General features: G+C 65.9%; 23 protein-coding genes. 10 read left to right on the plus strand and 13 right to left on the minus strand.

Annotated features, from left to right (window positions below):
* Nucleotides 1–33 precede the first annotated feature (33 nt).
* Together ACSC1P_RS20490 and ACSC1P_RS20495 are read left to right on the plus strand one after the other, a co-directional pair.
* On the plus strand, nt 34–870 hold the full coding sequence (locus ACSC1P_RS20490) for a DUF8054 domain-containing protein (RefSeq protein WP_435362072.1): 837 nt from the start codon (nt 34–36) through the stop codon (nt 868–870).
* 74 nt (nt 871–944) lie between these two features.
* Complete coding sequence (locus ACSC1P_RS20495; protein WP_435362073.1) at nt 945–1619, plus strand: helix-turn-helix domain-containing protein; 675 nt, start codon at nt 945–947, stop codon at nt 1617–1619.
* Nucleotides 1620–1670: 51 nt separating this feature from the next.
* Here ACSC1P_RS20495 and hutI read toward each other — a convergent pair whose 3' ends face one another.
* The 4 genes from hutI to ACSC1P_RS20515 all read right to left on the minus strand — a co-directional run bounded on the left by hutI (nt 1671) and on the right by ACSC1P_RS20515 (nt 6047).
* On the minus strand, nt 1671–2888 hold the full coding sequence (gene hutI / locus ACSC1P_RS20500) for an imidazolonepropionase (protein ID WP_435362074.1): 1218 nt from the start codon (nt 2886–2888) through the stop codon (nt 1671–1673).
* Nucleotides 2885–3808 carry a formimidoylglutamase gene (hutG, locus tag ACSC1P_RS20505; protein ID WP_435362075.1) on the minus strand — a complete coding sequence of 308 codons (924 nt, stop codon included), beginning with the start codon at nt 3806–3808 and terminating at the stop codon, nt 2885–2887. The genes hutI and hutG overlap by 4 nt, the downstream gene beginning before the upstream one ends.
* Nucleotides 3805–5553 carry a urocanate hydratase gene (gene hutU, locus ACSC1P_RS20510; RefSeq protein WP_435362076.1) on the minus strand — a complete coding sequence of 583 codons (1749 nt, stop codon included), beginning with the start codon at nt 5551–5553 and terminating at the stop codon, nt 3805–3807. The genes hutG and hutU overlap by 4 nt, the downstream gene beginning before the upstream one ends.
* 83 nt (nt 5554–5636) lie before the next feature.
* Nucleotides 5637–6047, minus strand: a complete 411-nt coding sequence (locus tag ACSC1P_RS20515; protein WP_435362077.1) for a hypothetical protein — start codon at nt 6045–6047, stop codon at nt 5637–5639.
* 214 nt (nt 6048–6261) lie between these two features.
* Here ACSC1P_RS20515 and ACSC1P_RS20520 point away from each other — a divergent pair, with 214 nt between their 5' ends.
* Together ACSC1P_RS20520 and ACSC1P_RS20525 are read left to right on the plus strand one after the other, a co-directional pair.
* Nucleotides 6262–6780 (plus strand): DUF7342 family protein, encoded by a 519-nt coding sequence (locus ACSC1P_RS20520; protein WP_435362078.1) that lies wholly within the window; start codon nt 6262–6264, stop codon nt 6778–6780.
* Nucleotides 6781–6822: 42 nt separating this feature from the next.
* The gene (locus ACSC1P_RS20525; protein WP_435362079.1) at nt 6823–7464 is read left to right on the plus strand and encodes a helix-turn-helix domain-containing protein; all 642 of its coding nucleotides are present in this window, start codon (nt 6823–6825) and stop codon (nt 7462–7464) included.
* Nucleotides 7465–7494: 30 nt separating this feature from the next.
* Here the strand turns inward: ACSC1P_RS20525 and ACSC1P_RS20530 are convergent, their stop codons facing one another.
* Together ACSC1P_RS20530 and ACSC1P_RS20535 are read right to left on the minus strand one after the other, a co-directional pair.
* Entirely contained in the window at nt 7495–7980 is a 486-nt protein-coding gene (locus tag ACSC1P_RS20530; RefSeq protein ID WP_435362080.1) for a hypothetical protein, read from the minus strand.
* A 143-nt stretch (nt 7981–8123) separates the two neighbouring features.
* Complete coding sequence (locus ACSC1P_RS20535; RefSeq protein ID WP_435362081.1) at nt 8124–8894, minus strand: Imm49 family immunity protein; 771 nt, start codon at nt 8892–8894, stop codon at nt 8124–8126.
* A 135-nt stretch (nt 8895–9029) separates the two neighbouring features.
* On the opposite strand from ACSC1P_RS20535, the gene ACSC1P_RS20540 reads away from it, so the two are divergent.
* The 3 genes from ACSC1P_RS20540 (at nt 9030) to ACSC1P_RS20550 (ending at nt 12286) form a co-directional block, all read left to right on the plus strand.
* Nucleotides 9030–10007, plus strand: coding sequence for a DUF6663 family protein (locus ACSC1P_RS20540; RefSeq protein ID WP_435362082.1), 978 nt, complete (start codon nt 9030–9032; stop codon nt 10005–10007).
* 139 nt (nt 10008–10146) lie between these two features.
* The gene (locus ACSC1P_RS20545) at nt 10147–11655 is read left to right on the plus strand and encodes a S8 family serine peptidase (protein ID WP_435362083.1); all 1509 of its coding nucleotides are present in this window, start codon (nt 10147–10149) and stop codon (nt 11653–11655) included.
* 7 nt (nt 11656–11662) lie between these two features.
* Nucleotides 11663–12286, plus strand: coding sequence for an ArsR/SmtB family transcription factor (locus ACSC1P_RS20550; RefSeq protein ID WP_435362084.1), 624 nt, complete (start codon nt 11663–11665; stop codon nt 12284–12286).
* Nucleotides 12287–12331: 45 nt separating this feature from the next.
* Here the strand turns inward: ACSC1P_RS20550 and ACSC1P_RS20555 are convergent, their stop codons facing one another.
* From ACSC1P_RS20555 to ACSC1P_RS20565, 3 genes are all read right to left on the minus strand, one after another.
* Entirely contained in the window at nt 12332–13813 is a 1482-nt protein-coding gene (locus ACSC1P_RS20555) for a DUF7827 domain-containing protein (RefSeq protein WP_435362085.1), read from the minus strand.
* 173 nt (nt 13814–13986) lie between these two features.
* Nucleotides 13987–15330, minus strand: a complete 1344-nt coding sequence (locus ACSC1P_RS20560; RefSeq protein ID WP_435362086.1) for an FAD-dependent monooxygenase — start codon at nt 15328–15330, stop codon at nt 13987–13989.
* A 73-nt stretch (nt 15331–15403) separates the two neighbouring features.
* Nucleotides 15404–16501 carry a hypothetical protein gene (locus ACSC1P_RS20565; RefSeq protein ID WP_435362087.1) on the minus strand — a complete coding sequence of 366 codons (1098 nt, stop codon included), beginning with the start codon at nt 16499–16501 and terminating at the stop codon, nt 15404–15406.
* Between the two features lie 295 nt (nt 16502–16796).
* Here ACSC1P_RS20565 and ACSC1P_RS20570 point away from each other — a divergent pair, with 295 nt between their 5' ends.
* Together ACSC1P_RS20570 and nucS are read left to right on the plus strand one after the other, a co-directional pair.
* Nucleotides 16797–17369, plus strand: coding sequence for a DUF6735 family protein (locus ACSC1P_RS20570; protein ID WP_435362088.1), 573 nt, complete (start codon nt 16797–16799; stop codon nt 17367–17369).
* A 78-nt stretch (nt 17370–17447) separates the two neighbouring features.
* Nucleotides 17448–18197, plus strand: coding sequence for an endonuclease NucS (nucS, locus tag ACSC1P_RS20575; protein WP_435362089.1), 750 nt, complete (start codon nt 17448–17450; stop codon nt 18195–18197).
* 16 nt (nt 18198–18213) lie between these two features.
* Here the strand turns inward: nucS and ACSC1P_RS20580 are convergent, their stop codons facing one another.
* Nucleotides 18214–18420, minus strand: coding sequence for an HVO_0649 family zinc finger protein (locus ACSC1P_RS20580; RefSeq protein WP_435362090.1), 207 nt, complete (start codon nt 18418–18420; stop codon nt 18214–18216).
* Nucleotides 18421–18577: 157 nt separating this feature from the next.
* Here ACSC1P_RS20580 and ACSC1P_RS20585 point away from each other — a divergent pair, with 157 nt between their 5' ends.
* Nucleotides 18578–19045: a cupin domain-containing protein gene (locus ACSC1P_RS20585; RefSeq protein WP_435362091.1), complete on the plus strand. Its 468-nt coding sequence runs from the start codon at nt 18578–18580 to the stop codon at nt 19043–19045.
* Between the two features lie 9 nt (nt 19046–19054).
* Here ACSC1P_RS20585 and mutS read toward each other — a convergent pair whose 3' ends face one another.
* From mutS to ACSC1P_RS20600, 3 genes are read right to left on the minus strand one after another with little or no spacing between them, the layout of a single operon-like run.
* Entirely contained in the window at nt 19055–21718 is a 2664-nt protein-coding gene (gene mutS, locus ACSC1P_RS20590) for a DNA mismatch repair protein MutS (RefSeq protein WP_435362092.1), read from the minus strand.
* 49 nt (nt 21719–21767) lie between these two features.
* Nucleotides 21768–22613, minus strand: coding sequence for a hypothetical protein (locus ACSC1P_RS20595; protein ID WP_435362093.1), 846 nt, complete (start codon nt 22611–22613; stop codon nt 21768–21770).
* 6 nt (nt 22614–22619) lie between these two features.
* Nucleotides 22620–23324, minus strand: coding sequence for a hypothetical protein (locus ACSC1P_RS20600; protein WP_435362094.1), 705 nt, complete (start codon nt 23322–23324; stop codon nt 22620–22622).
* Between the last annotated feature and the right edge of the window lies 1 nt (nt 23325).

Genomic DNA, 23325 nt, shown 5'->3' on the forward strand with positions numbered 1-23325 from the left:
CCCTTTACCCGCGGCTCGCGGTACCACCCAACGATGACCGTCTTCGACGCTGTCCGTGCCCCGGCGTACACCGGCGAGCGACGCTGCTGGCCGTGTACTGTCGTGAACCTCGTGCTGGTCGCCGCGGTGGCCGTCGGCCTCGCCGCGCTCGATTTCGCGTTCGCTGGCCTCGCTGTGGCCGCCGTCGGTGTCGTCGGTATCTGGCTCCGCGGCTACGTCGTTCCATTTACGCCGCGGTTCGCCCCGAAACTCGTCGCCGCACTGCCGGTCCCAGCGGACTGGTTCCACGCGCCAGACGCGGTCAGCGACGGCGGTGGCGACCCTGCCCCGGGCAGTCTCGCTCCCGACGAAATCGACGGCGAAACCGTGTTGACGCGACTGGTCGAGGTCGGTGTCGTCGTCCCCGAGGGCGACGACCTGCTGCTCGCTGACGACTTCAGAGAGCGCTGGTACGCAGCGATGCGCGACCACCGTGCCGATTCGGTCGAAACGCTCGCCGCGACCGTCCAAGACCTCGTTCCCGACGCGCGGGTCTCGACCGAAGACGGTGCCGGCAGTCGTGGACCCTACGTCGTCGTCTCCCGGAGCGAAGTCGCCTCGCTCGGCGACGCCTGGCTCACACGGCCAGTCGCCGTCGCCGAAGTGGCCGCGGTCGAAGCACTCGACCCGACCGGCCTCGACGAGGCTGTCGCACTGGCCGCGGCCGAACCGCTTCGGACCTTCCTCGACGAGTGTCCCGACTGCGGCGGTCCCGTCGAGGCGACGACGACCGTCGAGTGCTGTGGCGGTGCGGCCGGTGCTGGGAGCGACCCCGACGAAGTACTCGCGTGTACTGACTGTGACACGAGACTGTTCACGTTCCGTGGATAAACCGAGAAATTTCAACGATTCCCGAACGAATTGGGTGCGGAATTGATAATCGATGGCGGCGCGAACTACGGGTAATGACCACAATCGTCGAGGCGTCGCTGCCGGCGGACGAGTTTGCGTTACAGGAGACACTCGATCGCGTCCCCGACGCGTCGTTCGAGATCGTCAGACTCGTCGCCCACGGTGACGACAGTGTCATGCCGTTTCTCTGGGCGTCGAGCGAGTCAGCCGACGATTTCCCAGCCATCTTTGAGGCAGATTCGAGCACCCGAAACGTCGAAATGCTCGCCGACCTCGGCGACGAGTACCTGTTCCAGATGGAGTGGACCGCTCACATCCGCGTCATCGTCTACGTCTTGCTCGAAGAGGAGGCGACGCTGCTCGACGCCGTCGGCACCGACGACCAGTGGCGGCTTCGACTCCTGTTCCCCGAGGAGTCCTCGGTGTCGGCGACGTACGAGTTCTGTGAGGAACACGGGGTGAACTTCACGGTCAACCGGATGTTCCAGATATCGGATTCCTTCCAGCGCGGGCTGTACGGACTCACGGAACAGCAACACGAAACGCTCGTCACGGCCTCGGAAACCGGCTATTACGAGGTTCCACGCGGCGTCGAACAGATCGAACTCGCCGAGCAACTCGGCGTCTCGAATCAGGCGCTCTCGGAGCGACTCCGGCGCGGTCACGGTCGCCTCGTCACGAACGCGCTCGGGCCGGACGTGGACACCGAGCCGAATCGGCGCGGGTAACAGATCGTGTACGGGTGGTGACACCCGACCGAGACCAGGGACCGCGTCCAGTCAGCCGTGAACTCGTTCGCCCGCTTTCACGACCGTCTCCACCAGATTCGTCCCGTACTGGTAGGGGACGTGCCGGAACGACGGCGCGTCGACGACGGCGAAGTCGGCCGGCGCACGCTCGCGGAGCGTGCCCGTTCTCGCGCCCAAATCGAGCGCCGCGGCGGCGTTCGTCGTACTCGCTCGCAGCGCTTCTGCCGGCGTCATCCGCATCCCGACGCAGGCCAGCGACTGCGCGAAGCCCATGCTGTGGCTGTGGCAGTTCGGGTTGAAGTCCGTCGCGATGGCGACGGGTGCGCCCTGGTCGAGCATCCCGCGGGCGTCGGCGTACTCCGCGCCGAGGCCGAAGGCAGTGCCCGGCAGGAGAACCGGGATTACGTCGGCCTCGACGAGCGCATCCACGTCCTCCTCGGTCGAGTGGAGCAGGTGGTCGGCGCTGGTCGCGCCGAGTTCGGCGGCGAGTTTCGTCCCGCCGATGTGGGCCAGTTCCTCGGCGTGGACCTTCGGCGTCATGCCGTGTTCGCGCCCGACCTTGAGCACGCGCCGCGACTGCTCGACAGAGAAGACGCCCTCCTCGCAGAACACGTCGCAGAACGTGGCGATGCCCTGTTCGGCGGCGGCCGGAATCTGTTCCTCACAGACTTCGTCGACGTAGTCGTCGGCGTCGCGGCCCTGCGGGACGGCGTGTGCGCCCATGAACGTCGGCACCACGTCGACCGGGTGTTGCTCGTCGGCGCGGCCGGTGGCCGCGAGCATTCGGAGTTCGGTCTCGGTGTCGAGGCCGTAGCCGGATTTCACTTCGACCGTGGTCGTCCCGTGCGCCAGCATCGTGTCGAGGTGGCCGAGCAGATTCGAGACTAGTTCGTCCTCGCTGGCCTCGCGAACCGCCCGGACCGACTTCAGAATCCCGCCGCCGTCGGCCAGAATCTCCTGATACGTCTTGCCGCGCAGTTTGGCCTCGAACTCGTCGGAGCGGTCGCCCGCGAACAGCGCGTGGGTGTGCGGGTCGACGAAGCCCGGAACCACGGCGTTCCCGCTCGCGTCGAGCGAATCGGCGGCGTTCTCTGGCGGGTGCTCTCGCGTAATCTCGTCGGTCGGGCCGACGGCGACGACTTCTCCATCTGCGACTGCGATGGCAGCATCTTCGATGGTCTCGATTGGTTCGTCTACGCCTGGCCCGACTGCGATTTCGGCGGCGTCGTAGAGGACGAAGTCGGTCACGCCGACCACCCCGCGATGAGGTGGGCGACGGCACGGGCGGCCGCGTCGACGGTCATGCCGTCGCGGTCGAGTTTGGGCGCAGTTTCCACGATTTCGAACCCGGCGAGTCGGTCGTCGCCCGCCACGAGACGGAGCACCCGGAACAGTTCGCGAGTCGTCAGACCGCCTGGAGTCGGTGCGCTCGCACCCGGCGCGAACGCGGCGTCCAGCACGTCCACGTCGACCGAGACGTAAATCGAGTCCACGTCACCGAGCGACCCGACCGCCTTGTCGACCGAGTCGATTGGGTCGTCGCCGACCTCTTCTGCGAGTCGGACGTGGGCCTCCCAGCGGCGGACAAAGTCGTCGTAGGCGCTCGACGTTTCGAAGTGTCTCGCGCCGACGCAGGCGTAGGCGTCCAATCCGGCGTCGTGGAGTTGCCGGTAGGGCGTCCCACTGGTTGGGCCCGACTCCGGTACCTCTCGACAGTCGAGATGCGCGTCGAAGTTGAGCACGCCGACGCTTCCCAAATCGAGCAACGGCAGCACGTTCGCGTAGGTCAGCGAGTTGTCGCCGCCGAGGAAGACGGGGAAGGCGTCGGTTTCGTGTACCGCGGCCGCAGTCTCAGCGACTGCGTCTTGGACCTGCGCCACGCCGCCACCGGTCGGGATGGCCACGTCGCCGAGGTCGCCGATGTTCGATACCGGACCGGCGTCGAAGTGGTGCGTCTTCACGCCGGCGAGTGATTTACGGATAGCGGCCGGACCGTCGGCCGCGCCTTTGCGGCCGATGACCGCGCCGTCGTACGGTTCGCCGACGAGGACTACGTCGTAGTCGCTGGCGGTGTCGAGCGTGGCCGATTCGACCACGTCGCCGAACTGCTCGTCGTTGGGGTCCGAGGATGTGGGTTCCCAATCGGGCGGGGCTGTGAACGTCGTCATTCGTCCTCGGCCATCGGCACCCGCACGTTCGACTCTTTCGCCTCGGCCAGCGCCTCCTCGTAGCCCGCGTCGGCGTGGCGAATCACGCCCATGCCGGGGTCGGTGGTGTACACCCGTCTGGCCTTTTCGGCGGCGAGGTCGGAGCCGTCCAAGACGACGTGGTTGTTCGTGTGCAGCGAGTTGCCGATGCCGACGCCGCCGCCGTCGTGGACGCTCACGATGTCGGCACCAGAGGCGGTGTTGAGCAGCGCGTTCAGGATGGGCCAGTCGGCGACCGCGTCCGAGCCGTCGCGCATCGCTTCAGTCTCTCGATTTGGGGATGCGACGGAACCGGCGTCGAGATGGTCTCGCGTGACGACAACCGGGGCCGAAATCTCGCCCTCGGCGACGAGTTCGTTGATTCGGAGGGCGAAACGGGCGCGTTCCGTCAATCCGTCCTCGTCATCTCCAGCTTGGTAGCCGAGCCAACAGACCCGACTCGGCAGGCCCTGGAAGTGCACCTGCTCCTGTGCGAGGTCGATCCAGCGATGGAGGTGCTCCTTCTCCGGGAACAGTTCCTTGACGGCCTCGTCGGTCCGGTGGATGTCGGCGGGGTCGCCCGACAGCGCAGCCCAGCGGAACGGGCCTTTGCCGCGGCAGAACAGTGGCCGGATGTACGCCGGCACGAAGCCGGGGAAGTCGAACGCCTGTTTCATGTTGCGGTACTCCTTGACCTGCCCGCGGATGTTGTTCCCGTACTCGAACGCAATCGCGCCCGCGTCTTGCATATCGAGGATGCCCTGCACGTGTCGCGCCATCGTGTCGAGGCTCTCCTCGACGTACTGCTCGGGGTCAGTCTCGCGGAGTTCGTCGGCTTCGGCGACGGTGTAGCCAGACGGGTAGTAGCCTTCCAGCTCGTCGTGTGCGGAGGTCTGGTCGGTGACGATGTCGGGGACGAAGCCACGCTCGGCCATCCCCTCGAACATATCTGCCGCGTTCATGTGCAGGCCGATGGAGTACGGTTCGTCGTTCTCGGCGGCCGCTTGGGCCTTCTCGATGGCCTCGTCGAGGTCGTCGGTCTTTGCCATGCAGTAGCCCGTTTCGATGCGGCGGTCGATGCGGTGTTCGTCGACCTCCGCGGCGATGCAGACGCCGTGGTTCATCGTCACCGCGAGCGGCTGTGCCCCGCCCATGCCGCCGAGGCCGCCCGTGACCGTGATTTCGCCTCGGAGGCCGTCGTTCTCTGGATAGTGCTGCTCGGCCAGTTCCGCGAGGGTCTCGTACGTCCCCTGAATGATACCCTGCGTGCCGATGTAGGCCCACGAACCGGCGGTCATCTGGCCGTACATGATGAGCCCCTTCGCTTCGAGTTCGTGGAAGTGGTCCCAGTCGTCCCACTTGCCGACGAGGTTCGAGTTGGCGATGAGGACCCGCGGCGCGCGCTCGTGCGTCTGGAACACGCCGACGGGTTTGCCCGACTGCACGAGCAGCGTCTCGTCGTCGTCGAGATTTCGGAGTTCGTCGAGAATCGCGTCGTAGGCGTCCCAGCTACGGGCCGCGCGCCCGGTCCCGCCGTAGACGACGAGTTCTTCGGGCTTCTCGCCGACTTCGGGGTCGAGGTTGTTGTTGAGCATCCGGAGGGCCGCTTCCTGTCGCCAGCCCTTGCACTCGATGTCTGTCCCCGTCGGCGCGCCCTGATACCCGCGCCACTGTTCGGAGGGTTCGCCGACGTCGTGTTTCGCGTCGGAGTCGGAGTGTCCTGCCATGCCTGCGGCTTGGGTCGCTATGACAAAGGAGTGAGGGCAGGCTTACGCTGGTGTATTTATCTATCTCCCGCTACCGGACCTGTCTACGTGTCACAGGTCGCGTAGAATTTCGCGGTATCACGTGTCGTTCCGTCCGCGACGGCGGTGATGGTGAACATCGTCGCGTCGCCGGGCGAGAACAGTATCTTCTGTCGTCCCGCACCGACGTCGGTCTCGGTGTGGAGGATGGTCCCGCTCGAACTGATTCGTACTTCGTCGAAGTGTTCCCCTTCATCGACTTCCAGTGTGGCCCACACTTCGTCGAAGCGGGCGGTGCCGACGAACTTGAACGTCCCGTTCGCTGGGCGTTCTTCGACGCCGCTCTGACAGCCTCCGTGTTCGTCCGTCCCCATCGAACTACTCTCTCCGCCGGAGCCGTAGCCGGTGGCTGCGAACAGGCCACCCGCGGCGAGACAGCCAGAGACACCAGCGAGAACTTGTCTTCTCGTATTCATGTCTGAAAATCAGAGTCAGTGCGTAAATACTTTGAGTAGTCGAGGGGACGACGAGCGATTTCGGCGGGTCCTCGTCAACGACAGTTCTTGACGCACGCTGCTGTGGCCTCGTGAGCGTCCACGACGTGGCTGTCGAGTCGTCTACGAAGGCTGCATAGATATTCAAGCGACCACTAAGAATTATTGTGCTTCACTGACTACAGTCGGCTAGACGATGCCCGATTCGCCACCCGACGACCCCGGCTTGCTCGACGACTGGGACAGCGCGGCGGCGGACCTGACCGTTCGGGACCGCGTGTACGACGTGGCGATTCAGTGCTACGAACCGACCCGCGTCGCCGAGGTCGCAACGCGGGCAGACTGCGCGAAAGAGACCGCCAGAGAGTACCTCCGCTGGATGACGAACGTCGGTATCGTCGTCAAGACCGGCGACAACCCGGAGACGTTCGAACGGAACGAGTCGTACTTCGAGTGGAAGCGCGTCTTCGAACTCCAGCAGCGACCACGGGAAGAGCTCGTACAGGAACTGAACGAACTCTCCGAGCGAGAGCAGGCGTTCAGAGCGCGATACGACGTCGCGGCTCCCGACGAGGTGGATGCGGTCGAACACGCCGACTACACCGACCTCGAAGCGGTCTGGGACGACCTCGACGAGTGGCGAGCGGTGCGCGAACGAATGGAACTCATCGACCGGGCGCGACGAGAGCAGTCCGAGTCCGGGGTTCCGGCCTGAGGACGAGCAAGCTTCATTGGCGGCGACAACCGACGTTCGACGATGTTCGAGGCGACCCTCCGCATCCGCGACGACAGCGCGTACGCCCGCGCCACGGCCGGAAGCGACGCCCGAATCGACCTCTGGTGCAACGACCACTGCGACCTCCTGCACGTGGTCGGCCCGGTCGAGACAGTCGTCGACCTCGCCGCCGCAGAAGTCGGGGTGCGCGACCAGATTCGTGACGGCGACGAGTGCCTGCTCGTCACAGCGGACTGTCTGCGCGAACACGAGGAGGGGACAATCGACGCCTACCTCGCTCGCCACGACTGTCTGCTGCTCCCACCGATTCGCTACGAGGGCGGTGAGAAGGTCGTCCGCGTCCTCGCGCTCGACGGCGACCGCCTCACCCAGTTCTTCCGCGACCTCGTCGCCGACTACGACGTGACGGTCGAGTCGAAGCGCGAGGTTTCTTCGCCAGCGCGACGGTCTCCCGATTCGGGACTCGACGCGGTGTTGCCCGACCTGAGCGACCGCCAGCGAGAAATCTTGCTCGCGGCTCACGAAGCGGGCTACTACGAGATTCCACGCGAGACGGCGACGACCGAAATCGCGGCAGTGTTCGGCATCGACCGCCGAACCGTCGAAGAGCACCTGCGAATCGCGGAACGGAAACTGTTCGACTCACTCGTCGACTATCTCTAGTAGTTCGACCGACCACGGCCCTCGCGGTGGCTACCCGTTCTGAATCAGTCGCAGTCGAATCACGGTCCCTTCGTACCTGACGTACTGCCCGAACACGTCGCCGTCGTACGCCGGCACGGCGGACAGGTCGTCTTCGACGTTCGCCAGTTCGGAGGCACTCAGCGACGTGGAGAACGTTCCATCTTCGACCGCCGACTCTATCGCGCCCGTCACGACGGGATGGGACAGATTCGCCTGGTCAAACTCGGTCACAGTCGCGTTGGCAGGCGGGTCGTCGACGACAGCAGCTCTGAGTCTGCCGCCCTGTGCTGCGCCAGCGTACGAAGTTCCGGTCGTCTGGGTCACAGTCGTCGTTCCGGTCGTGGTCGGCGGCTGCTGCGTGCGTTCGGTCGTCCCGATATCGTCGGTGACCACAGCACTCGTCGGTTGCTGTGTCCCCGGATCCGTGACCGAACTGCACCCTGAAAGCAGGAGGCAGCAGACCACGAGTAGGTGGAGGAGTGGAGAGCGGTCCATACGAAGGCGAGAACGTGTCAGAATAAGTGCTTTCTCCCGCTGGTGCGCTCGCTTGGGACGGCCACGGTCGAAGGGTACTGGTGGCTGTTCGACGCGGTGGTCACGTTCATCTAATCTACAACTTTCCGGTGGAACGCACGGTGTTAGCTGCTTTTTAGGGCTAAGACTGCAGATTCGACCAATCCGGTCGGAACGTGCTCACTGTCGACTGTGACCTCAAATCCGGACGATTTTGCGATGACGAACAACGCAGTCGCTTGTGGGGCCATAAGCAAACCGAAGATGTCGTCAGAGGGGTACTCTTCGACATGGTACTCGACCATCCGCTGAATACCTCGTTTGACTCCTTCTGGGTCGCTCTCATCGAGCGCTTTGACGAAGGACAGTATTGCACTTCCATAGAGTGCGTGCACTGGTGGTTTAGTTTCGTTCACTGCCTCTAGTGACTCTATCTCCGTCTCGACGATATCACCCGTAACTGCACCTGCCAGACAGCCTGAAAGATAGAATCTATCTGCTACCCATTCAGACGGGTCTACATCCGCCGTTTCGTGCAGTTTTCGGGTGAGTTCCGCTAGTTCACGTATTCCGTCGGAGTCACCGGCGAGAGCCGCGGTGTATATCCCACGTGTGAGTGAATTTGTACTCATCACTCCGATGTTGCTCTCCTGCGCGCTCTGCAGAAAATACTTCGAAGCGGTTCTGAAGTGTCCCTGTGCTTCCTCAACTGTCCGTTGCGAAGCACAGCAGATGGCTCCTTTTTGATATCTCGAAGCAATCCCGGAGAAGAAATTCGAGAGGTCCTGTTCTACCTGTCCCTCTCGATACAAATCTTCAGTCTTCCTTGCTCTGTTTAGGTAGGTTCTGAGGAGCCTGTTGACCTCGTTTCGTTGCTCGTCGGTCAGATCTGGCACCTGTTTCCCTCCAGCGTCCGATTATTCGTGTATCCACCCATAGTTTCGAATATTAAACAAGGTCCTTGATTCTTCTCCCTGTGCACTCTCCTTTCGGCACAAGACGTTTCCACTCCCCTCCCCCAACTCAGAGTGATGGCCGCCGACGCGAGCGACGACCGACTCGACCCCGCAAGCGACGACCTGCGCGTCCTCGCCCGGCACGACGACGGGTTGCTCGTGCGCGACCTCGCGGGCGGCCCGGACTGGAACGCAGTCCGCGAGGCCGCCGACCCACTCGCGGCGCTCGACTCGCAACTCGGCGGCACCGTCCTCGTCCGCGCAGACGACTATCCCGACGCCTTCCAGCGACAGGTCGACCACCTTCGGCCGGGCTACCGCGTCAGCGGCCGCCTCGTCTACGAATCTGGTGGCTGGGCGTTCGACACCAGTTCCGACTTACAGGTCCGAGAGGCTGTCACACTCGATTACGCGACCGACGCCCGCTGGGCCTTCGCACCGTCGGAGGGTCTGTGGCAGGACGCGGTCGAGGCCGCTGGTGGCGACCGCCGCGTCGCCTCCGGTGCCGAGATTCTCACCGACGGGGGCGACCGCGCAATCGCTACCTCACACGTCTTCGCCGCCCCCGACGACGACTTCCTCACGACAGTTCGCCGCGGTCGCAGTGCCCACCTCGAACTGTTCGCCGCGGACCCCGGTGACGACCTCGACGGTGAAGTCGTGGACGTCGTCGTCGTTTCCCCGGCCGAACGACCCTACGTCGCGGTGCTGTCGGTCGCGACCGGCGGCGAGTGGCTCTCGCACGACGTGCGGACCGAGGTCGGCCTGCCACTGGTCCACGCGGGGACGACTGGCTCTCGCACGGCCGCCCAGCGCGTTCGATGGCACGACGAGTACCTGAGACACGAAAGAGTCGACGGCACGGACCGGCTGTACGAGCGCGACTCGTCGGCCTCGGCGAGCGCGGACACGGGCTACGTCGACGTGGAGACGGGCGAGGTCAGAAACACCGACGACATCGACGTCCGGCGGGACGGTCCCGACCTCGTCTACACACAACGAACCGGGCGAGACCGTGTCGAAGTCGCACGAGTCCAACGCGGCGGTGACTGACTAGCCCTGTCGGCAGACCAGAAACGCGGGTGTGCCGGTATCTGTCCACTGACCGGTTTCACTGGAACCACCGGTCGAAACGACCGCTCGTCGTGTCATCGAATCGTTTACTTGCCCGTCTCGACAACGCCTCACAGAGATGACGCGAGATGGTGGGTCCCGGCACTGGCTCCCGGCGTGGAATCGGTCCACTCGACGGACCGGGCAGGTCGTCACGGTCGTCTGTCTGGTTTGCCTACTCGTCGCGGCCATCGCGGGATTCGCCCTGACGACGCCGACGACCGACGCGTCGGTGGGCGGCGAGCGCGACCCCATCGACCCGACGGCCGGTATCGAGAGCCTGCACGAGCGGGGGCTCACCGGCGAGAACGTGACCGTCGGCGTCGTCGATGTGACCGGCTTCGACACGTCTCACCCTGACCTGTCGGACCGGGTCGTCGCGGCGCGGTCGTTCGCCCCCGGCGAGACGGTCGCCAATGGCGGCCGGAACGACCACGGGACTGCGGCGGCGTCGCTCGTCGTGCAGGTCGCTCCCGACGCCGACCTCTACCTCGCCTCGTTCGACAGTGGGTCGGGCTACGAGCGGGCCGTCGCGTGGATGGTCGCCGAGGAGGTCGACGTGGTAGTCGCGCCGGTGTCGTTCTACGGTAAACCGGACGACGGGAGCGCCCGGGTCGACCGCGTTACCCGGAAGGCGGCCACGCACGGGACGCTCGTGGTCGCGTCGGCAGGGAACCTCGGGATGGGGCACTGGACGGGCGAATTCGCGCCTGCAGACGAGGTACACCGGTTCGACGCCGCAGTCGCTACTCCCGGAATCACCGAGGGCGTCGGACCTGCTGACGACCCAAGAACAACCGACACCACCTCGTCCGCGGTCACCGGCACATCCAACGAGATTCCTCCGCCCGCCACGCGAAACGCCCTCTCGGCCGGCAGCGGGCGCGACCTCTCACTCTGGCTCTCGTGGACGGATGACCACCCCACGTCGGCGTTCGCGCTAGAACTGTACGCCGAAGCAGCCGACGGCGCACGGCTGGTCGCTCGCTCGCAGCCGTACATCGCCGACGGCGTCCCGAACGAGCGCATCGAGGCGAAACTCACGCCGGGCGAGTCGTACTTCTTCGTCGTCCGAGGCGAGTCCAGTGCAGCGGGGACCAAACTGTCCGTTTCGTCGCCGACGCACGCCTTCGAACACCGGGTCCGTGCGGAGAGCGTCGCCGCACCGGCGACCGCCGCGCAGGTGCTCGCTGTCGGGGCGTACGACGAGCGGACCGGTCGTGCGGAGGCGTTCAGCGGTGCTGGCGCGGCTGGTTCGACGGATCGAGGCGTCGACCTGCTCGCGCCGGATCGGCTGACCGCGGCGAACCACCCTGACGGGTTCGTCGGGTCGTCCGCCGCGGCCCCGTACGCGGCTGGCGTCGCGGCGCTCGTCCTAGACGCCGATTCTGGCCTGTCGCCGCGAGAGATAGAGCGACTCCTGACCGAGACCGCGACCGACGTGGGCGACCCCGGCGTCGACCCGGTGTCCGGCACCGGGCTGGTCGAACCGGCGCGGGCGGTCGCGGCAGCGCGCAACGAGACCACTCAAAGCCGGTTTTTAGGAATGCCGACCTTTACTACCCGGGCGTTGTTCCGTAGCGATTGAGCCCTCCATGTCCGGCCTCATCGATCGAATCCAGTCCCGAACGACGACGACCGACGAGCGAACGCGCGTCATCGAGATGGCCGACGCGGACGCGGACACCGTGCTCGACGCCCTCTCGTCGGACACCGGCCGGACGATTTTTCGGACACTTTTCGAGGAGCCGGGGACCGCGTCCGAACTCGCAGCCCGCCTCGACACCTCGGTCCAGAACACGCACTACCACCTGACGAACCTGCGCGAAGCCGGTCTCGTCGAACAGATAGATACGGTCTACTCCGAGAAGGGCAACGAGATGACGGTGTACGGCCCGGCGACTGACCCGCTCGTCTTCGTCGGGAACGAGGACCGCATGCCCGTCGTCGAGCAGTCCTTGGCCCAACTTGTCGTCGGTCTCGGGCTGCTCGGAGTCGCGAGCCTCCTCGTTCAGTGGGGTGCGGAGCGGCTAGTCGTGGGCGGCGGGCACAAGTCGTCCCCGGGCGGCGCAGTTGGTCCCGCCGGCTGGGACGCCGTCCCCGATGTCGCCGACGGGACGCTCGGCTACCTCGTCTTCGAGGTACTCGAACCCGGTCTCCTCTTCTTCGCGGGCTGTCTCGTCGCGGCGGCGCTGGTCGCGGCCGTCTTCGGTCGGTGAGGTAGAACGTAGAAGCGCAGTCGTCTGTACTGGCGGCTGCCGCGCTCAGTTCCCGACGAACCCGAGCAGCGAGCCGATGCCGGCGACTGCGAGGACGCCACCGACGACGAGCGCGGCGAGTCCGCCGAGGTCGAGGTCGGTCCCTGCCTGTGCCGGCTCGTGCGTTCGGTCGTTGCCGCCCTCGCCGCCGTCACGGCCGTCACCTGCGGCGTTCGCGTCGGTCGTGCCGGTGTCGGTGTCGAGGTAGAAGCCGTCACGGACGGCGACGGTGCCGACGTCCGCTTCGTCGTCCATCGCCGTGCCGCGGTAGAGATCCGTATCGTACAGCCCAGCCGTGAGGTTGCCGTCGAGTGTCGTCTCGCGTGTGACGGTGACGGTGTCGGCCGAGTCCGCAGCGGTCAGGGTCGCCTCGCCAGTGTCGCCGGCGGCCGCGGTGTCGAAGCGAACGTCGACGATTCCGTCGCCGGAGCCGTCTTCGAGCGTCGCGACGACCTCGTAGCCGGCCTCGTCGTCGCCGATGACGACGGTCGCGGCGTCTTCGTCGGCCAGCGTCACGCTCATGCCGACGGCGTCACCCTGCTCGACGTCCGTGATGTGCTCGGCGAAGCCGAAGGTCTGCGGTTCGTCGGGCCACGCTTCGTGCGTCGTCGAGTCCTCGGCGGACTCGTTTTCTGCGAGGGTGAGCGTCGCTTCTTGCACCAGTCGGTTGGGCCCACTGCTCGACCCGCGATAGAGTTCGAGCGGGTACTCACCCGCGTCGAGGGCGCTCTGTCGGGCACTCAATTCCGTCTCGGAGCCCTCGCGGACCGTTACCGTGTCGCCCGATTCGGCGACCGAGAGCGTCGGTGCCGGATGGCCGGCATTCGTCGTGTCGAACAACAGCGTGACTCGGCCGTCGCCGGTCCCGTCGCCGGCGGTCGCCTCGATGTTGTAGTTTACGCGCTCGGACCCGATGGTCACCGTCGCCTGTTCGGCGTCGCCGAGTTCGATGGGGACGCGGACAGTCGAACCGCGGTCGCCGGCGAGGGTCTGGGGAATCGCGAGTTCGTCGCTCTCGAACTCCTCGGGGTCGGTTGCCGTTGGTGGGTCGTCGACGGGCATCGTCTGTTGCTCGTCGTCTGTACAGTCGCCTACGCAGTCGACGACGACGCCGGTTGCGGTCGCGAGTCGGTCGCCCTCGTGAACGACGTGGACCGAAATGGGCGTCTCCGGCGAGATGTCGGAGAGGTCGAACGTGGCGACGAAGCGACCCGAGTCGGTGACGGCTACCTCGGTCGACTTGAGGAACGGGTCGTCGCCTGACTCGGACTGAATCCGGACCGAGAGTCGAGTCCCGGAGGGCAGGTCGGACTCGCCGACGACGGCCTGCTGCGGGCCGGCGGCGAGGTGGAGGTGCTTGCCGTCGTAAACGAGTGTCGTTCCGTCAGGGATGGCCGCACTGCTAGTGGCGGCCGCCCCGGTCGCGGGCACCATCGAGGTTCCCACGAGCAGTGCGAGTGCGAGCGCGACCAGCGTCTTGCGAGTCATCAGTGGGCACCCTCGGTGCAGGTGCGACGTAGTGCGAGGCCGGTTCGTGGTCGGTGTTTGGTACGATTCTGCGGGGGGTCGGTCGCGTGTGGAGGGCACGTCTTCATGCCAGATAGACACTACAGGTACCAGACATTAATGAAAGCGATAGCTAAAAATCTATCTTGAGCGCGCTACTCCCCGAACAGCCACTGCTCCACCGCGACTGGGTCCGGGCCGAGCGCGACCGTCTCGCGCAGCGAGTTCGACACCGGACTGGTCGTCGCGAGCGAGAACAGCAACCGTGCTCCGAGTCGCTGGAGGGGGACCGGAATGTCGTCTCGATTGTGGACCAGCCACGTGAGGAGTCGCTCGGCCCGTCGCTGGAACCGGAGAATCGTCTTCACGGCGGGCCGACGACGGTCGACGTAGGGCTGGAAGGCACTCGCTGGAAGCGGCCCGGTGTCGTCCCCATCGCTTCCATCGCCCCCATCGTCGTCCCGCAGGACGCGACAGAGCACACCGTGCAGCGCCGCAGCGTCTTGCATCGCCAGCGCGTTTCCTTGTCCTCCGACGGGCGAGGCGACGTGGGCCGCGTCACCGAGCAGGACGAGCCCGTCGCGGGTCCACTCCGGCGCGAGGCCTGGGCCGATGTGGAGCAACGAGCAGTCGCCGAAATCGGTGAGGTCGCGTTCCAGTGCGACTCGCAACTGCGGGTCGATGGCCGCCACTCGCGCCCGGAAGTCGTCGATGCCGGCCGATTTGAGGTCGTCGTAGCCCCCGCGTTCGAGGACGTAGCCCACCTGCAACTGCTCGCCGAGGCGGATGCCGAGGACGATGCCGTGTTCGGTGATGGTCGCGATGGAGTCGTGGGCCACGTCGGCGTTCAGTTTGAACCACAATACGTCGAGGTGGGAGTCGAACAGTCCGGCGTCGATGCCTACCGCGTCCCTGACCGTCGAGTACCGACCGTCGGCACCGACGACGACCCGGGCGCGATACGCGACGGTCTCGTTCGCCCCGCGGTCGTGCGCGACGACGCCGCGAACTTCCGACTCGTCCCCGAGCAGGTCGACGACCGTGGTCGCCAGCCGACAGTCTGTACCGTGGCTGGCGGCGCTGTCGAACAGCACTTCGAGGAGATGTGGCTGTTCGAGCAACAGCCCGAAGTCGTACTCACCGGGCAGGCCGTCGAACTCGGTCACGTCGTAGTGCCGGCCGTAGGCATCGACCGAGAGGCTATCCAGTTCTTCGTGCGAGAGGTCACGAACCGCGTCGAGCAGGTCCATCTCGTCGAGAATGCGCACCGCGGAGGGCTGGAAGGCGAACCCACGGAACTCGCGCTCGAACGTCGCGCCGCGTTCCAGCAGCGCGACCGAGACGCCGCTTCTGGCGAGCAAGTCGGCGAGGACGCCGCCGCCGGGACCGGCCCCGACGACGACCACGTCGACTTCGTGGACCCGGTCTACGTCGTGGTCGTCGTCGATGCCGTGGACGCGGGTCGTGTCCGTGCTGGAGGCGGACGACGGGTTGGTCATGTCTGCATAGAGGCGGGGATGACGGTTTTCGGTTACGGCGAGTGCCGTGCGCTGGCAGAAATTCCTGGAAAATTCAGTCGCCCGAATCGGCGAGTGTGTCGCCCCGGCCCACTTCGTCGCCCGCAGACATGCTTTCGCTCGCCACCGGACCGACCGGCCGGTCGCTCGTCGCCAGATAGCGGACGCCGAGGACGAGTGCGACGACACTCAGGCCACACACCAGTGCGGCGAGCGCGAGGACGCTACCGGTCACGGGCAGCGGAACAGGTGCAGCGACACCGAGGAGGAGCAAGACGGGGACGACGGGCCAGACGACGGTCGAGAGGTTGCGAGCAGTCAGCGCGCCGAGCCAGGTCGGCGGGAGCGTCTTCCACTCGCGCAGGGTTCCGAGGGTTTGCCACAGGCGTTTCCGGAACGATTCGGAAATCGTCCGCGGTGAGGCGGTTTCCCAGCGCGTCGATACCTCGGTCACGTCGGCACCGTGGTCGCGAACTGCGCGCCAGAGGAAGGCGCTGTCGGGCAGGAGCGACGCGTCGTCCCACCCAACCGTCTGGTCGAGTTCGTGGCGAACCGCGAGTCCGCAACCGTCGACACCAGCGGGCGGTGTCGCCCGGGTCGGGAACGCGAAGCGGTCGGCGTGGCCGCCGACGCCCGCAATCGTGGCCAGATAGGCAACCGGCGAACCGGTCCGGGTCGGCTGGCCGCGGAACTGAACCACGTCGGCGTCGGGCACGCCGTGGAAGTCCGTGACGTGTGTCCCTGCCTTCAGCGAGAGGACGTACTCCCGGTGACAGGGGACGTGCTGGCGCGCCCACTCGTGCGCCCGGCCGGTCGGTGTCGCGTCGCAGGCGAACTCGGCCGGAACGACGTGGACGGTCGCGCCCTCGACGTCGATGGGCGTCTCGGAGAGGACGCGGATATCGAGGTCGGGGGCCGCTGCGAGGAGCGAATCGACGGTCGTCTGTGCTTTTGCCCCGTCGCCTGTCGAGACGACGCGAACCTGTACGTCTGCCGGCCCGTGAGCGAACGGTGGCTGCGGTGGCCGGTATCGTCGTGCTCTGGCGACCCCCGAGACGCGAAGGTAGGTAGAGACTCCGTAGAGTACCACGAGGCCCCACGCGAGGACGAACAGTGTGGCGAACGCCAGATTCCCCAGTGTCGGTTCTATCACGATATTCCCTCAGCTTCGTTAACCTGTTTGGAACCGTGACGATTCAACCGAACCCCTACGTCAATTGGGGGGACACTCAGGCCATTTATAAGCAAATAGCCGGGAAGCAGTCGCCTGCTACCATTTCTCACCCCACCTTGCCGTCCGATACCCGCTGATCGTCGACGACAACTCACCGAGTAGCGATTCGGTACCACTGGTAACAGCTGCTGCCACGAGGGTTCAAGTACCGAGACGCGGCCACCACCGGCGAGATGGACGAACCAGCACTGGCAGCGACGGAAGGTGAGTGACGGTGGGCCACCGCGCCCTCGTCGCGTATGAACGAACTGACAGCAAACTTTCGCTGCACCACTCGCAGTGGGGCGCACTCGGTTTCCAGCTGTGCCGGACCTGTCGCCGGGACGCGCCCTTCGGCGGTGGTGGTGAGTGGGAGACTGGCGCCCACGAGGCCATCGTGGCGGGCGAGGCACCAGAACGGCCCGACGCGCCGGACTCGCCGGTCGACCCGGCACCGCGGGCGGTCCGCGACAGTCTCGACGACCTCGCGGCGCAGTTCGACTTTCTGGAGTACGAAGCCTGCTACGTCGTCTCGCCGACGGTCGACGTACGGGCGTTTCAGCCGCTCTGGTTCGCCCGGGCCTGTCCCGACGCCGACCCGGTCGGTGCGGGCGCGCTCGTCTCGCTCCGGCGCGACCGCGACCCGTGCGAGGACGCGGCGCGACTCTCGGCCTGGTTCCGCGGCGTCGCCGACACGGTCAGCGAGATGCGAGAACGCGGCGTGTTCACGGACGAAGAGGCGGAGGCGTACCTTCGCGAACGAGTACGAGAGTGGGAGACGGACGGACGCGAGGTCTTGCTTCCCTGACTGAGTCGGGCGGTTCGCCCGTCGGTTCGGCCGCTCCTGTCGCGCGGTGTTTTTGTACGCTCGCGCCGGAGTTCGACCGTGACGCGAGAACGAACCGCCGACGGCGTCCAGACCGTGGTCGGGCCGACACCCGAGACGGCCGTCGACGCCATCGAAGCCGGGTTGGTCCGCGGCGACCTCGTGACCGTCGTCGGCACCTGTCGCGTCGACTACGACGGCCGAGCGACCAGTCAGCTCGGTCCGGGCGACCGCCACGTCATGTGTAAGCCCGACGGGACGGTGTTGGTCCACACAGACGAGGGACAGAAGCCCGTAAACTGGCAGCCGCCGGGCTGTTCGCAATCCGTGTCGTTCACCGAGGACGGACTGGTCCGCCTCGAAAGTCAGCGCGAGAACCCGACCGAAGAACTGGTCGTCACCTTCGACCGGGTGGCACAGGTGAGTGCGCTCGTCGTCGACGACGAGGCGGACATCACGCTCACGGGCTCGGAAGCGGACCTTCGCCAGCGAATCCTCGAAGAACCCGGTCTCGTCGAAGCCGGCTTCCAGCCATTGGCGACCGAGCGCGAGACGGCCGCTGGCGCGGTCGACGTGTTCGGCGAAGATAGGGACGGGAACGTCCTCGTCCTCGAACTCAAGCGAAAACGCGTCGGGCCGGACGCGGCTGGGCAGTTACACCGCTACGTCGAAGCCCTTCGCCGTGAACTCCACGCGGGGGTGACGGTCCGAGGAATCCTCGTCGCACCCTCTCTCACGGACCGGGCACGGCGCGAACTCGCAGAGCACGGGCTGGAGTTCGTCGCACTCGACCCACCGGAAGCTGCGTAACGCGCTGAGACCCGTACTACTCGCTCTTCAGGCTGAGCGTCCGCGTCTCGATGGAGCCACAGCTCGGGCAGACGTGGCGATACAGGACTTTCCGGCCGTTCGTGGTCGCCTTCCACTCGCCGTCGGCGTCTTCGTGGCCACACTGGCGACAGACCAGGTCCACGTCGTAGTGGGTCTTGAGGCGGTCGAACGCGCTCTTCCCGCTGAGGTTGCTGGCTGCCATGTTGTCACATACCACACGTAGGTCAATAAATCGTTTGTCACACAGATGTCACCGGGAAACAATCCGTACCTGTGGAGTTTTCCGCCGACTGCCCCGTGTTTCGGAAGCTGTCTCCGACTGCCCCGTGCTTTTACGACTGCCCTACACAGTGCGAACTATGGAACGAGTAGACATCGACGACATCGACGCGCAGTTCCTCGGCGATTCGGACCTCGACCGACGCGGCCTCTCGGACCCGCTCGGGACGAACGACCTCGCTATCAACTACTACGCGCTCGACCCCGGCGAGTCGTTCTCCGGCGGAATGCACACCCACATGGACCAGGAGGAGGTGTTCTACGTGATGGAGGGAACCGCGACGTTCGAGACACCGGAGGGAACCGTCGAAGTCGGCCCGCACGAGGCGGTCCGCTTCGCTCGCGGTGACTTCCAGACCGGCAAGAACGACACCGACGAGAAAGTCGTCGCCCTCGCGCTCGGTGCGCCAAAGGGCAGCCGGGACATTCGCGTCCCGATGGGCTGCCAGAAGTGTGACGAGTGCGATATGCTCCAGTTCCAGATGCGCGAAGACGGAAACTATCTGTACTGTCCCGAGTGCGAACACGAGTTCGAAGCGCCCGTCTGAACTCGGAGCCTACTCCAATTCTCGCTGCAATTCGTCGAGCAACTGCAACGCCTCCATCGGCGTCGTCGTCGCCAGCGACGCCTCGCGAAGCTTTCTCGTCGCTTCGGGGGAGAGGCCGCCATCGCCGCCGTCGCCGTCGCTGTCGTCGATGTCGTCGGTATCTCCCGGTTCTGAGTCGCCGGAAGCGGTCGCGATTTCACCGGCCTCGGCCGTCGTCTCGGCGAGCAATTCGTGCGACCGGTCGAGTACCGACTGCGGAACACCGGCCGCCCGCGCGACCTCGACACCGTAGGAGGCCGTCGCGGGTCCGTGACCAACCTCGTGCTGGAAGCGAACTTCGTCGTCGGTCTTCGTCGCGGCGAAGTGCAGATTGAACGCGCCAGAGAGTTCACGGGCGGTTTCGGTCAACTCGTGGTGGTGTGTGGCGAACAGTGTCGTCGCGCGTACTTCGTCGTGGACGTACTCCGTGACTGCCTTCGCGATGGCGAGGCCGTCGGCGGTCGAGGTACCGCGGCCCACTTCGTCCAGTAGCACGAGTGAGTCTTCGGTCGCGTCGCGGAGGATGTCGGCGAGTTCGGTCATCTCGACCATGAACGTGGACTGGCCGCCGGCGATGTCGTCGCTCGCGCCCACGCGGGTGAACACGCGGTCGAGGACGCGCAGGTCGGCCGCATCGGCGGGAACGAAACTCCCGGCCTGCGCCATAATGCAGATACAGGCGACCTGTCGCATGTAGGTCGACTTCCCGCTCATGTTCGGGCCGGTGATGCACGCGAAGAACTGGTCGTCGTCGAAGCTGGCAGGATTCGGGACGAACTCGCTCTGCGTCCGCTCGACGACCGGGTGTCGACCCGCCTCGATGTCGATACCCGTCGCTGAAAACTCGGGTCGCGTGTAGCCGTTCTCGGCCGCGACGGTGGCGAACGAGACCAGCACGTCGAGGGCGGCGACTCGCTCCGCGACGCCCTGCACTCGTTCGGTCTCGGCGGCGACCGCCGTTCTGGTCTCGCGGAAGAGGTCGTATTCGAGGTCGTCGGCGCGCTGTTCAGCCTGGAAAATCTCGTCCTCTCGCTCCTTCAGTTCGGGCGTGTAGAACCGCTCCGAGTTCTTCAGGGTCTGGCGGCGCTGGTAGTCGTCAGGCACCGCATCGAGGTTCGGGTTCGTCACCTCGATGTAGTAGCCGTGGACCTGATTGTTCCCGACTTTGAGCGAGTCGACGCCGGTTCGCTCTCGCTCCTGTTCCTCCAGCGAGTCGATCCACGACTTCCCGGCGTGTTCGGTCTCGCGCAGGTCGTCCAGCGTCTCGTCGTAGCCCTCCCGAACCACGCCGCCTTCGGTCACTTCGATGGGCGGTTCGGGCCGAATAGCCCGGCCGACGAGGTCCCGCACGTCTTCCAGTTCGTCCAGTCCGTCACGCAGAGCTGACAGCCGGTCGGTCTCGCAGTCAGCGAGCGCGGCACGCAAGTCGGGAACCACGTCCAGCGTCTCCTTCAGCGAGCGCAGGTCTCTGGCGTTCGCCCGGCCGCGCGAGACACGGGTGATGAGGCGCTCCACGTCGTACACGTCCCGCAGCAGGTCGTGCAGTTCCTCACGGGTCGCGGGGTCGCGCACGAGTTCGCCGACGGCGTCGAAGCGGGCCTCGATTCGGTCCGAATCCACGAGTGGCCGCCGGAGCCAATCCTTCAGTTCGCGGCCGCCCATCGCGCAGGCTGTTTCGTCTAGCACGCCCGCGAGGGTCGCGCCTTCGACGCCCCGGACCGACCGACGCTCGAACAGTTCGAGACTTTCGAGGGCCGTGGGGTCGAGAATCATGTACTCGCGCGGGTCGTACCGCGTGAGGTGGTTCAGGTAGTCGAGGTAGCCCGCTTCGCCGCCACGGGTGTACTCAGCGTAGGCGAGCAGTGCGCCGCAGGCGCGGACTTCGGCCTCGCCGGCCAGCAGCGCCTCGGGGTCGCCGAAGTACTCACGGACTTTCTCGCGTGCCTTCCCGACCCCGAAGGCGGTCTGGTCGTACGGCGACACCATGCAGTCGCTGGCGAAGGCGTCGGCGGACACCTCTGGACCGACGATGGCCTCGGCGGGGCCGAACCTTCCTACTTCGTCGGCGACCGTCGCGGGTGAGTCCGGCGCGGTCGCGTAGAAGTCACCGGTCGACACGTCGAGGACGGCGAAGCCGTACTCGTCCTCGCTGCCGTCTGCACCGACGCTTGCGACTGCCCCCGAATCCGGGTCGCCGCTACGGGTGAGACAGGCGACGAAGTTGTTGTCGTCGGTCGCCAGCAGTTCGTCCTCGGTGAGCGTCCCGGGCGTGACGACGCGGGTGACTGCGCGGTCCACGACGCCGGTCGCCTCGTCGGGGTCTTGCACTTGGTCGGCGACGGCGACGCGATAGCCCGCGTCCAGTAGTTTCTGGATGTACGATTCGGCGTTGTCGATGGGCACGCCGGCCATCGGGTACCTGCCGGTCGAATCCTCTCGCTTGGTCAGCGTCACCTCGCAGATACGCGAGGTCGCCTCCGCCGCCGCACAGAAGGTCTCGTAGAAGTCGCCGACCTGAAAGAGCACGAGCGCGTCGTCGTAGCGCCCGGTCAACTCGAAGTACTGCGCCATCATCGGCGTCAAGTCGTCGGCCTGCTCGGCCATCTTGTTGGGCGGTCCGAGCGCTGCGTCCATACGCAGACGGCAGGCGGGTCGGGTGGAAATATCTGCTGGATTCGGGGGACTACGCGTGGTTGTGAAGGATCCCGAACAGGACCAGTGCTGCACCCAGCCCGCCGAGGAAGACGACGACGTAGAGTAGTCCAGCCGGGTTCGCGTCGCTGCCGCCGCCCAGGACTGCGACGACGACGACCGCGGTGACCGCGAGGAAGACGACGCCGAGGCCAGCGATGAGGTAGCCCTCGATGGGGTCCGGCGGCTCGTACTCGCCCGACTCGGCGGCGATACCGGCGTCGAACGCAGCGTCGGCGTCGGCTGCCATCGTACTCGGCAGGACGAACAGCCGAGGCGTGGTGATGTCCGTCGACCCACGGACGTAGGAGGCGCGGTAGACGACGAAGTTCCCGAGCGGCAGTCGGTATCTGCGAACTGTAGTCAGGTCGTGCAGGTCGACGGTCTGTTCGTGATACGTCAGTGTCCCCGAATCGGTATCGAGTTCGCCCGTCGACTGGAGCCACGACGACAGGACGAGCGGTAGCACGAACACCCCGAAAAACGTGCCGAAGTACACGACGGTACCATGGGTAAAACCGACGTACAGCAGGCCAGCGCCGCCAACCGACGAGAGGGCTAACCAGTACCACTCGACGTACGCCCACTCCTCGCTGTGTTCCTCGAACAGGACGCCGACCATCGCGAACCGGAAGGCGAGAACGAAGAATAGGCCGATACCTGCGGCGAGGAAGACTGTGGTCTCGACCGTCGACGCTGCCAGCACGACGCCGACGCCGAAAAGCAGCGCCCAGCCGCCGAGGTAGCCGAGCGCGGCGTATCTGAGCATCCGAACGAGTCGCGAGTCCTCGGGTCGGACCCGCCACGAGTGGACGCTGTGCGCGGAAGTCTCGGCCATCGTGTGTCAGAACCGGAACGGTCGTGCGAGTCGTCGGACCGCACGAGTTCCGTTCTCGCGGACGAACGCGAGCGGGCCGACCTTCGACTCGTCGAGGGCGTAGCGGACCGTGTCGCCAGCCTCGTCGGCTGCACTGGGGTCGTTCTCACCACCGTCGACCCGGTACACGGTGTCGTTCCCGCTGGCCAGTTCCAGTGCCTCACGGACGCGCGACTCCGTGAGGTCGCATTCTTCGGCCAGTTCGGAGACGGTCTTCGGACCTGCCTCCAGAGCCTCGGCGACGAGTCGGGCGTGGTTCATCACCAGCATCACCTCTCCGCTGTCCATGTCGTCGTACTTCGAGGGTTCACGCCGTGTTCCCTCGACGAAGTCGCGCCGGGCGTCGAGTAGGAGCCAGCCACCCGCGAGCGTCGTCAGCGCGGGGGGCCAGAGGGAGCCCAGCGACGCCGCGGTAGCGAGACCGTACGTGAGCCAGCAGAGGCTCACCGCGGTCAACACCGCCCCGAGGCCGACGTTCGCCCACCGACCGTCGATTTCGGGCGTCTCACGGACCAGCGTGAACACCTCCGAGAGGGGGACGACGATGGCGATACCGAGCAACATATCTTCGCTCCGCGTTAGTCCGTACAGGACGGCGACGGGGACGACGAGCGCGAGGATGTGGCGGAGGGTGTACCGCTGTCGGGCGGTTCGTCGCAGGGCTCCGAGCATA

The organism is Haloarchaeobius caseinilyticus (genome assembly GCF_051207395.1).
GTDB lineage: Archaea > Halobacteriota > Halobacteria > Halobacteriales > Natrialbaceae > Haloarchaeobius.